Here is a 10,200-nt window from a genome sequence, read left to right on the forward strand (position 1 = left end):
CGCGGCGAAATAAATCTGTCCCCTTTTTCTCTCTGACGCGCTACCTCAATGATGGTGCTGTGCCCATCGACAACAACCGGGTCGAAAATACGATCCGGCCTTGGGCCCTTGGCCGTTCGAATTGGCTCTTCGCCGGATCACTGCGCAGCGGTAAACGAGCGGCGGCAATTATGAGCTTGATTCAATCGGCACGCATGAATGGGCATGATCCGTTCGCGTATCTCAAGGATGTACTGACGCGGTTGCCGACACAGAGGGCCAGTGCAATTGACCAATTACTACCGCATCAATGGGCACAGGGCTCCTAACACGCTATGAGCTACATTCAGTCCGACGCGTCTGAATCTAATGGTGTCGATGCAGGTATTTGCCATGTGGGTTTTTTGTCATCCTGACTGTCGAAAATACGCCGCGCCTTGCGGAAATCCTCAACGTTCTCGACAACCCAAGTCCAGATAGGTGACATGCGGATCAACAGTCCCATACCCAGCGGCGTCAGCTCATACTCGACACGTGGCGGAATCTCACCGAACTCCCGCCGAACCACTAGGCCATCCCGCTCCATGGAGCGTAGCGTCTTGGTTAACATCCGCTGAGTCACCCCAGTCATCTGCCTTTTTATTTCGGCATGGCGCATCGTGCCGTACACCCCCAGGGCATGCAGAATACCTAACGACCAGCGGCTACCTGCGTGAGCAAGCACTTCTCGTCTGACGCCATCATCGTCTTCTCTAAGCGTTCGGCAAATTGTTTCTGCCTGGCTGAGAGCCTCCTGATCGGTCATTTCATTCTCTGGTATCACAGGTGTGCCTTCTTACGAACGTTGCCTAATCGTGCAAGCATTTGTTCATCTTACAGGCAACAGGTCTCAGGAGAAATCATGACCGAAGTGACCCAGCTTTCCCCCCAATCCATTCTCGTTCTAGGCGCCGGTGAGCTTGGGCTGCCGGTTCTGCGCAATCTTGCGCGAGTAGCAAAGCGCGCGCCCGGCTCCACAATCAGCGTCCTGCTCAGGGATTCGACCATCAACACTCAGGTGCCCGAGAAAAAGGTCGAAATCGATGAGCTTCGAGATCTCGGCATCCAGATGGTGGCCGCAGATCTCGTGAATAATTCAATCGATCAGCTGGCTGAAGTGTTCGCACGGTTCGATACCGTAATAGGCTGCGCAGGCATGGTTGCAGGCCGGGAAACCCCGATGAAGCTGGCTAAAGCAGCTCTCAAGTCCGGTGTGAAGCGCTACTTTCCATGGCAGTTTGGTGTCGACTTCGAGGTAATCGGTCGGGGCAGTCCTCAAGATCTGTTCGATGCTCAGCTTGATGTACGCGAATTGCTTCGCGCCCAGGATAAAACTGAATGGGTAATCATCTCGACGGGTATGTTCACTAGCTTTCTGTTCGAGCCAGTATTCGAGGTGGTTGACTTCGAAAACGATACCGTGAACGCGCTAGGCAGTCTTGAGACCAGCGTGACGCTCACGACTCCAGACGACATTGGTGCGTTGACAGCGGAAATTGTTTTCTTCGAACCTCGCTTCCGCGATCAGATTGTGTACCTCTCGGGAGATACAGTGACGTACGGAGAGGTTGCGAGCCTCCTCGAACGTGTACTGGGCCGCCCGTTCAAACGTAACGTGTGGACTGTTCCGTACTTGCTCCAAGAATTGGAGAGAGACCCAACGCATCACATCAAGAAGTACCGCGCTGTGTTCGCCCAGGGCAGAGGCGTGGCCTGGCCTAAAGCAGGCACTTTCAACGCGCAGCAGTCGACTCAAGTCACGACCGCTGAGGAGTGGGCCCGTGCAAATCTGGCAACCTCATCAGCATAAGGGAAGTAGCTGAACGAACGTTCTCGCGCTCGGAGTTGACCTGCTAAAAAGCTCCTCAGTCTGATAATGGGCGCTGATAACCGAAGCTAAGGCGCGGAGAATGGGTCTGGTAATCCAAGACGACCGAATCTTTATCTTATCCGCACCATCTGCCGAGGTCTGAGGCGTCCCACTTCACTATCTATTGAGTTTTCTAAGCGCGAATTCCGAACCACGGTGACTTAACCAAGCGCTTACTAAAGCCTTGCAAATGAGCGTGGTTTTGAGGAGCACGGGGGAGAATGGTGTGGTCAAGGTGTGTCTGCCGGACGCTTACGAAACATCCCCAGCAGCACTCCCAGCTCAGAGCGATGGGTGTAGTGGAGCCGAAAAAGGAAAAGCCCCGGCAAATGCCGAGGCTCTGTAAAAGATAGAAAGCAAAAAGCCCAACTTCAGAGTCGGGCTTTGCTCGCGGAAAAACCGCAAAGTAATACGAAATCGATAGACGGGGACCGCGGGTGTCAACCGGTTATTGTGAGACTTCGCAATCTTCGAACATCGGCACTTTGGCTACGTCTCCCCTGCCCGTGCAGGCTACCGAAATTTGCGCACCTTTCTTGAGCGATGCGAGAGTGTCCATATCCGATTTTTCAAATTTGAACTGCGGGCCCAAATACGGGTTAGTCCCAGCAAGCACCAGATACGGCTTCCCGAGGAAGTCAGTGTTGATATCGGTGATGCGCCCGGTCACCTTCACGCGCTTACCCTTGTACTGCATGTCGGCAGCAACAGTGTTGTCTTCGTAATCTTGGGTGACCTTCGTCGACGTATAAGCTTTAAGCGGTTCTGCCTGGGCTGGCTGTTTAGGAGCCGAACCTGATGTATTGGATTGAGCCGCCCTTTCCTTGTAGGTGTCGTAGCTGGTTTTTGAAATCGAGCCCATACCAATCAACGACACTAGGCACAGGGCCATCCAGATGAAGCCAACGATGCGCGCGAAGGTAGAGTGCCCTTTTCTCAGCAGCATCCAGCCGAACAACAAGGGGAAGAATAAAATTCCTAGCCCCAGAAGAAACCCTACTTGCCGCTTTTTCGGAGCCGCCACTGCAACTGCTTCGTTCATTTCGCTCTCCATGGCGATAAGATGAGGCGGCATTTTGAACCCGCCATTATCAAATTGCCACTACCATCACCAAGAACCTAAGCAGCCTCGCGGCGAGTATCGAGCGCTCCATCGATCCATGCGATACCTGCCTTCCACAGCTGTCCCACCGCGCAGAGTCCTCCAAATCCGGCCAGGTAAAAATTTAAGTCAATTCTCGTCTCGGAATTTTTTTGCCAGTACCCCAAGCCTAGTCATTACAGCATTGACTTTCGCCTTGTCATGCGCAGAGGGCGCGAAGAATGCCAGGATCATGTATCGGTCTTCATAAAGCTCGCCCTGCACGTAGACCAAAGCGGCATCCAACTGCGGCCGCTTTATGTCGCACTTTCTGTAGGCTTGCCGATCGGAGGCCCTGAACGTTTGGGGTGGTAAAGCGATATGAATATGACGAAGTTGCCCGGATCGAGCCGCTGCTGGCTCGTGATACGGCTGATCACACCCCATGTAACTGGGAAGTGACTGACCTTTGCTATCCATGCAAACGGTAAAATCCTTGATTATCTGGGCTAGTGCGAAAGGATGGGCTGCGAGTGCCAACTCAATATCAGCCCGCAACTTAGGATGGATTTCGACTCGAATAGCCACTATCCGACTTGATCGATCAGACGCTGCGTGTTGCGGGCCGTCAGGGTTTTCAGGCCGTCCAAGTCGATATCGCTTTCGATGACATTCGGAACGATGGTGCGTTGACGTATCAGGGAATCATTCATGGCCGCGACCGAGCGCGCCTTCGCTACAGCCCGAAGCAGCGTATTGAACTCTTTCTCGCGCCCGACCGGAGTACCAACTTCACGAAGCTTCTTCTCTACAAACCTAAGGTTGTCTGCGATCAAGCCAAAAGGATGGTCTTCCAAATGGCCTTCTGGAACGTCTTTCTCACACAATATCCTGGTGTATTTACTCATGTCGGCTTCGAGTTTGCGCAGTTCGCCAACAACACTTTTCACAAGGTCCTGCACGTTCGCCTGGGTCCGCTTCGCCGCTTCAGTTGACCGCTTGGCTGGCGCTACTTCCGCAAATGCGATTTGATCAGTCATGACCAAGCATGCCGCAACCATAGTCATGGCGATGGTCGGCCCCGACCAAGAGCCTTTGCTTTGAGCTGCTACTGTCATAACGTCACCAAACCTACCGAATTGCTCAAATACTATAACAGCGAAATCAAGGCTCGATGCATAGCACCGAGCAGTTGGTAGTAACGCCAGCGATACGCTCAATCCACCGGCTTACCAAACTCTTTTCCTGAACACATTCAGAGCGTAGCGGGATAAAAAATTTCTGGCGAGGGGCCTGGGACCAGATGGGTGCCTTTATAGAGATTTTCAGAAACCTCCTACGTCGCAGCTTTAAAAAACCCCAGACGCAAAAAGGGCCCACCTTTCGGTGAGCCCTTCTAGACCGCCCAGCAGAGCGGATTTTGTTTGGTAGGCGCGATTGGACTCGAACCAACGACCCCCACCATGTCAAGGTGACTTCGGAACGCACGCAACCTATTGATGCATAACGGAAACATGCCTAAACCAACAGGGTCAAAAATCGAAGTTACCACCCATAAGAATCAACAACTTAGCGCTGTATTTTCCTACAGTGCTTCGCCCTTCCCCCGGCGTTCTGCCGATCAACACCAATCCCTATTTATGAAGTTCCCGCACATACGCCTGGCACGCCCGCAGCGCGATCAGCCCCCGGTCGCCGGCGTCGGTGATGGCGATAATTCTTTGAGCATGCGCTGGGTCAAGTTGGGCTCTTGTTCTTCCATCAACCACGCCGCCGGCGCCGGCGGTGGCAGGCACTGCGTTGCAACTGGCTGGATCCTCGGTAAGGAGGACTGACAACCGGAGATCAGCAGTGGCAAGGCGATCGCGCAGGCGATCCTGATTCGTTTGAGCATCGCTCAGCTCCTTGTGGTGGGTTTGGTCATTGGCGGTCAGCTTCTGCTCCAGGGCCAGCCGCTTGCCCTGCTCTGCCTGGACCTGGTCCGCGGCCGCGCTGCCGATCTTGGCGAGGTCGGATAGATGAGCGTTGGCCTGCTCTGCCAGTCGACCGCTGTACCGCCAGTCCTGCACCTTCCATGTCGCGCTGATAGCCAGGATCATCGCCACGGCCACGCCGGTGATCATCAGCTTCAGCGTGCCGGGACTCATGACAGCACCTTCAGCGCGCGGTCATAGAATTCCAGCCGCTCGGCCAGCCCATTCACGCCGCCGTTGATGCGCTTGGTGATCGTTTCAAACGAACCTGAGTCGGCCAGCTTGTTCAGCTCCCGCGAATTCCAGAACCACGCCGCCGACTTCGCCGCCCACTCGGCCTGCTCGAGCAGCTCAGGCGTGCGCAACAGCCGATCATCACCGAAGAGTGCCTTGCTGCAGGCCAGGTAATTGTCGCGGCCGGTGATCTGGATCAGTCCACGCCCGCGGTACTTCTGACCGTCACCGTCGGCCTCTGGCGTGTTGCCCAGGCGCTTGGCCAGCGTGCCGGTGTCGTACTTGCTCAGGTACTGGTCGCCACCCAGCTCCCGCACGTAGCGGAACTGGCCGGACTCATGCCCCACCTGAGCGATGAAGGCCGCCATGCGCAGCTTGGTGTTGATCTGATACCGGTCCATGGCCAGGCTCAGCGCAGACGCAAAAACGCCGGCTTGTTTGCCGGCGCTCGGGAGGATCCGCAGCAGTTGCTGCTGAGTGATGGACATCGAATTTCTCCAGACAAAAAAATACCGCGCATACGCAGTCTTGAGTTAAAATTTCTAGTTTCAACGCCCAAACAACCATGCAAATACCGCTTATCGCAGGTTGGCTAGCAAAATATTAAATCAATGGAATTGAATATGAATCAAAATAACAATACAGCTTCCCATCTTAAAGTATTCGACATATCAAAATATAAACTCAACACATCTGTTTATTTTCTACTGATTGCCGTATGCATGACGATTGCACAAGTCAGCATTGCTCCAAGCGTATTGACAGGCGATGCTAGCTCTTATTGGCTACTTAGCAAACATATATTTGATTTTTCGTTCCCCCAAAACATTAGGGGATACTTCTTCCCGCTTTTGTTAACACCAGCAAGCATCGTATCCGGATTATTCCCCAGCCTAGGGATGGCGCCTCTTTTTGCACTTCAGACACTTTTATACTCGACGTTTTTCTGCATAGTATCGCCACGTATTTTTTCATTCATCTTCGACAAACCAGCTAACGCAGCGCAGATACTGTTACCGCCATTTCTATTGTGCGTTTTTTACCCAGGCCTGGTGACTTACCCACTCAGCGATCTACCTGCATTGACAATGCTGCTAACATCAATCTACATGTTGCTTGCAGCGGCCAGAAGTGAGTCAAACATTGGCTTCTATCGGAATATTCTATTAGCGGGATTTCTAGCATATGGCGCCTACAACACCAGGACCATTTATATTTTCCCAGTTGCAGGCCTGATGTTGTATTTGTTTATTTTAAAAAAATACGATAGAGATTCAAGAAGGCGACTTTTCACCATCTTTGCCTTTCTTATTGGCATAACGGCTTCCTCCATACCTCAGATAGCGATTAACTTAAAACACCATGGCAGCGCAACACCACTAGTCATCGCAAATATGCAGAATAAATCTCTATTTGCCAACCAGCTAAAATGGGGCATAACAATCCAACGTTACGAAACAACCCTACGAGAATCAGATGGAGAGGCGATGTCCGTGTTTCATTTTGATCCAGTTGGGGAAGACTTCTTTAGACGACACAATCTGAGAAATGACGAGGCTTCAATAACGTGGTACGTCAAAACGGCCATGAAGGAGCCAGCAACTTTCGTCACATTGTACTGGCACCACCTCCTTAATAGCTTAGACGCTAGGGACGGCGAGGTATATATAAAATCAAACTCTTCAGAAAAAATTGTGAAATCTATAACATCCATCACGATAGCATTTTTTGGATTCATGCTGATCTTATTCTACATAGTCGGAAAACGCTTCAACAAAAATCAACTTGCAATAGCTGTGATAATAACAAGCCCCGCCATACTAATTATTCCTGGCGCCGTAGAAACAAGATTCTCCATTCCGCTTCAACTGGTGTTTTACTCAGCACTGGCATTTAGCCTGCGAAGCGAATACTTAACCAAGAAAATAATACCGAAAGCGGCTTTGTCGCTAGGTTTGTACGCTTTTTTTATGATGCTGTGCTACGGCTCAATACAGCAATCGGTTTCATACCCCCTCAATAAAGTTCCTTCTGAGTATATTCGGAATTAGCAAAACAACAATCGGACTGGTGCGAGTGTTGAAGAAACACTTCGAACCAGTCAGCTGCCCGGGACGGCGGGCCACAATACATTACCCGGCCATCCAGCCTGTAGTTCAGCATTGCTTACCTCAATACAGTACTGTTTCCATAGCAACAAAGTTGCTTCCTCCTCCTCAGACGAAATGCCAAGATCTTGCTTGAACTGGAGAGGCTGAATAATAAGGCGATCGTTAGCTTGCCGGAGCAAGCTATCCCGAGTGTTCGTAGCGACAGCAAGCAGCTCCGCATAGGTCGGTGGCGGTGGGACGTATGGCGCAATAACCCATACACCATCTACCTGCTCCGCCGTCCATCCAGGAATCACATCAGGCTGATCGGTCACGTCTACCCATACTAAGCTCGGGTGAAAAAGTGTGGTTATATCCAGATCTGTAGAAAACAGCTCAACGACGAGCCCATTATAGATATGCGCGTATGTCTTCATTTTATGAGTACTCAAAATAGAAGAATGCACCAGGCGAACCGACCACACCGGCTTTCGCGGCGGAGGACAAACCTGAAGAAACACCGCCGGCCCCTCCCCCGTACCCCGTTCCGGCAGTGGGAGCTGTAGACGCACCGCCGGCAATGCCGCCAGATCCTATAGGATTACTGCCACCGCTACCGCCCAATGTCTGGCTATTGAGAGCGAAGCCAATGTTCCCCTGTTGTCCAGAAGTGTTTAGGACATTGCCACCGACCGTAACAGGGCCACTCGCGCCTCCAGAGGCAAGTCCAGATGAAGTAGACGACACTACGGTACCGGCCGGAGACCCACCGCCGCCAGGCGCGGTAAGCAGAACTCCCATCGATGACGTGCCGCCCGTTCCGCCGGCACCGCCAATGGGCCCAGCCGCGCCGCCAGCGCCGACCAGCACCGCTTGGCTTGCACCAATCTGGGCGGCGGTTAACCATGCTTCGCCATAGCTTCCAGACGCGCCGCCACCCGCCGCGGCTGTTTGAGTTGCGGCCGTCGCAGGTACCGAGCCAGACCCACCGCCGCCTCCCACGTACTTCACATAGACGTTCTTCATCCCTGGCGTTGGGATGTAGGTGCCGTTGGCCGTGAGCTTTTGAATTCCTATTAGACGCCCCTTCAAGGAATCAAGTAGATCTGCTGCCCGTCCCTTGGTTGGCGTAATGCCGCCTGCCGCGATGACGGCCATGATGTTTTCCTGAACGTCGTTAAGCCAGTCATCAGTGACAACGGTCGCCGGCACGCCACCGACGGGATCCCCTTCGGTAAAAAGGTTGTCTACTGTGGCGCCTGGGCCATCAATTCTATGCATCGTTTAATCTCCGTAAGCGAAAATCGTGATCGTGTGCGCGGGTTTTAGCTGATTCAGTTTGCATTCCAGGGTGTCATTTCCCCACGTTCGCAGGCGCTCACCCGCCGCTGAGAGCCCTGCTCTGAACTCGGTGACATTTACCTCTGGCGACCTAATTAACCAGGTGAATACCCACGCCCCATTTGTTAGTGCCTCCCCTGCGCGTGACATACCGGCACGGAACGGTCGGAACTCTTTGATGGTCACGGTGTAACCGAGCGACTGGGCAAGCTCTATAAAATATTCACGTGACTGTCCGCCCGTGCTGGTGAGTTTGGTCAAGAGCGCATTGCGTCGGCCCTGCAAAGTTTCTTCGAGTACTCCAGAGCATTTATCTGGCAAGCCAGCCACGCGCTCCCAATCCACTAGGAGCTCGTTTGTGCTCGCTGGGTTGGCCTCTATCGGCAAGGATTCACCTCGGCTATCGACGCGAGCCAGTTCGATGGCCATGCCGCCGAGTAGGTTGTGCAATGTGGTACCGGCCTCCCGAGGGAAAGCCTGACCAGGAGGCAGCAGCGTCTTCAGCTGCTCCAGGTAGTCGGCAGCTGTCGGCATCACGCCTCCTTAAAAGCTGATAAAGGTTATTGTCCCAGGTACTGCCATATGTCCGGTTGCGTGGGTCACGTCTGCGGCTGGCATCAGGATTGCGTTGTCCGCCTCGCCAGCTGCAATAGAGACAGCTTCCCTAAGCCGGCTGATCAAAAGTGGGTTACCCGGTCTGGAGTCCCTAATGATAAGGTCGGCGACCTCCGCTCGCACCGCAGCCTGTACAGCGGCGGTGTTGGGGGACAACTTGACTGTCATGTCGAGAGGGTCATCGATAGGGGCCCCCACGAACACTTCAGCAGTGACCGGACGCCGCGTTGAATCATCGATGTAGGCTTGGACTTCTGCCACCTTTGCTGGAGTTGGGATAATGTCTGTTTCGCCGTCACAGACGAAAAGAACCGTGACTGTGCCAGCTCCCATTTGCAGTGGATACACCCAGACCCGGGTAACGCCCGGCACCTCCAATGCCCAAAGCTCGTAATCTGACTCAGCACCACCGTGCGGTGGTTTTCGAATCCGCTTCAATAGGCGACTCAACAACTGAGGGTCCGTTTCAACATCAAGTCCGCCATCAAAACCTGTAGCCGCTGAACCAGTAGACTGCACGCCGGCGACAGGTGACAGCAAAAACAACGGGGTGCCAACCGGCATATCTCCTGCGGAACCAGCATTGACAGCGACAACCGTCAACTGCAACGTCGTACCTGTAAATGTGCCTTCTGCTAACACGCGATACTGCACGCCATCCTGCCGCTGAAGAATCGTCCCGGCTGGCACCGTCGAGCCTATCGCCCCAGTAAGCAGCGCCGCCCCAGTTGCATAATCTGCGGCTTTTCGAAAAACCTTCCAGATCGCGGCCCATCGCTCGAGATACTCTTTCTCGGCGGTATCGATAATCGCCTGACGGGCTGCCCATTCAAGAAACCCGTACAGCATATGGACGGCGCCAGCCTCGGATCGCCCGATTATGCCGAGCAGAGAACGACGCAGCACCGCGCTCTGCACGCCGGTCACGCGTCCACTGATATCAGTGATTACCCGGTCAATGAGTTCCGGTAATGTAGG

The 10,200-nt window shown here is 53.4% G+C and carries 12 protein-coding genes, 1 tRNA gene and 1 pseudogene; 3 read left to right on the plus strand and 11 right to left on the minus strand.

Annotated elements, in window-relative coordinates:
* Positions 1–29: 29 nt before the first annotated feature.
* A pseudogene (locus JZ00_RS29870) lies at positions 30–308 on the plus strand (transposase domain-containing protein); the annotation flags it as partial.
* Between the two features lie 17 nt (positions 309–325).
* Here JZ00_RS29870 and JZ00_RS03050 read toward each other — a convergent pair.
* Complete coding sequence (locus JZ00_RS03050; RefSeq protein ID WP_039592757.1) at positions 326–784, minus strand: winged helix-turn-helix transcriptional regulator; 459 nt, start codon at positions 782–784, stop codon at positions 326–328.
* A 96-nt stretch (positions 785–880) separates the two neighbouring features.
* On the opposite strand from JZ00_RS03050, the gene JZ00_RS03055 reads away from it, so the two are divergent.
* Positions 881–1,828: an aromatic alcohol reductase gene (locus JZ00_RS03055; RefSeq protein WP_039592756.1), complete on the plus strand. Its 948-nt coding sequence runs from the start codon at positions 881–883 to the stop codon at positions 1,826–1,828.
* A 508-nt stretch (positions 1,829–2,336) separates the two neighbouring features.
* On the opposite strand, the gene JZ00_RS03060 is transcribed toward JZ00_RS03055, so the two are convergent.
* The 6 genes from JZ00_RS03060 to JZ00_RS03080 form a co-directional block, all read right to left on the minus strand.
* Positions 2,337–2,930, minus strand: a complete 594-nt coding sequence (locus JZ00_RS03060; RefSeq protein ID WP_052742275.1) for an OB-fold protein — start codon at positions 2,928–2,930, stop codon at positions 2,337–2,339.
* A gap of 189 nt (positions 2,931–3,119) precedes the next feature.
* Positions 3,120–3,449: a type II toxin-antitoxin system YafO family toxin gene (locus JZ00_RS31870; protein WP_160300867.1), complete on the minus strand. Its 330-nt coding sequence runs from the start codon at positions 3,447–3,449 to the stop codon at positions 3,120–3,122.
* 107 nt (positions 3,450–3,556) lie between these two features.
* The gene (locus JZ00_RS03070; RefSeq protein WP_152668392.1) at positions 3,557–4,009 is read right to left on the minus strand and encodes a hypothetical protein; all 453 of its coding nucleotides are present in this window, start codon (positions 4,007–4,009) and stop codon (positions 3,557–3,559) included.
* A 385-nt stretch (positions 4,010–4,394) separates the two neighbouring features.
* Positions 4,395–4,489, minus strand: a tRNA-Val gene (locus JZ00_RS30700).
* A 114-nt stretch (positions 4,490–4,603) separates the two neighbouring features.
* Positions 4,604–5,116 carry a lysis system i-spanin subunit Rz gene (locus JZ00_RS03075; protein WP_039592753.1) on the minus strand — a complete coding sequence of 171 codons (513 nt, stop codon included), beginning with the start codon at positions 5,114–5,116 and terminating at the stop codon, positions 4,604–4,606.
* Positions 5,113–5,664 (minus strand): glycoside hydrolase family 19 protein, encoded by a 552-nt coding sequence (locus JZ00_RS03080; protein ID WP_039592752.1) that lies wholly within the window; start codon positions 5,662–5,664, stop codon positions 5,113–5,115. Before JZ00_RS03080 ends, JZ00_RS03075 begins: the two co-directional genes overlap by 4 nt.
* Positions 5,665–5,799: 135 nt before the next feature.
* Between JZ00_RS03080 and JZ00_RS03085 the strand changes: the two genes are divergently transcribed.
* Positions 5,800–7,227 carry a hypothetical protein gene (locus tag JZ00_RS03085; protein WP_039592751.1) on the plus strand — a complete coding sequence of 476 codons (1,428 nt, stop codon included), beginning with the start codon at positions 5,800–5,802 and terminating at the stop codon, positions 7,225–7,227.
* Between the two features lie 50 nt (positions 7,228–7,277).
* Here the strand turns inward: JZ00_RS03085 and JZ00_RS29695 are convergent, their stop codons facing one another.
* From JZ00_RS29695 to JZ00_RS03105, 4 genes are all read right to left on the minus strand, one after another.
* Positions 7,278–7,703, minus strand: a complete 426-nt coding sequence (locus JZ00_RS29695; protein WP_052742276.1) for a tail fiber assembly protein — start codon at positions 7,701–7,703, stop codon at positions 7,278–7,280.
* A 1-nt stretch (position 7,704) separates the two neighbouring features.
* On the minus strand, positions 7,705–8,547 hold the full coding sequence (locus JZ00_RS03095) for a glycine-rich domain-containing protein (protein WP_052742277.1): 843 nt from the start codon (positions 8,545–8,547) through the stop codon (positions 7,705–7,707).
* A gap of 3 nt (positions 8,548–8,550) precedes the next feature.
* A complete protein-coding gene (locus tag JZ00_RS03100) occupies positions 8,551–9,141 on the minus strand; it encodes a YmfQ family protein (protein ID WP_052742278.1) in 591 nt (196 codons plus the stop codon).
* Positions 9,142–9,150: 9 nt separating this feature from the next.
* Positions 9,151–10,200, minus strand: a 1,050-nt coding sequence (locus tag JZ00_RS03105) for a baseplate J/gp47 family protein (RefSeq protein WP_082112023.1), incomplete at its 5' end; no start/stop codon positions are given.

It is taken from the genome of Pseudomonas frederiksbergensis, assembly GCF_000802155.2.
Classification (GTDB): Bacteria; Pseudomonadota; Gammaproteobacteria; order Pseudomonadales; family Pseudomonadaceae; genus Aquipseudomonas; species Aquipseudomonas frederiksbergensis_A.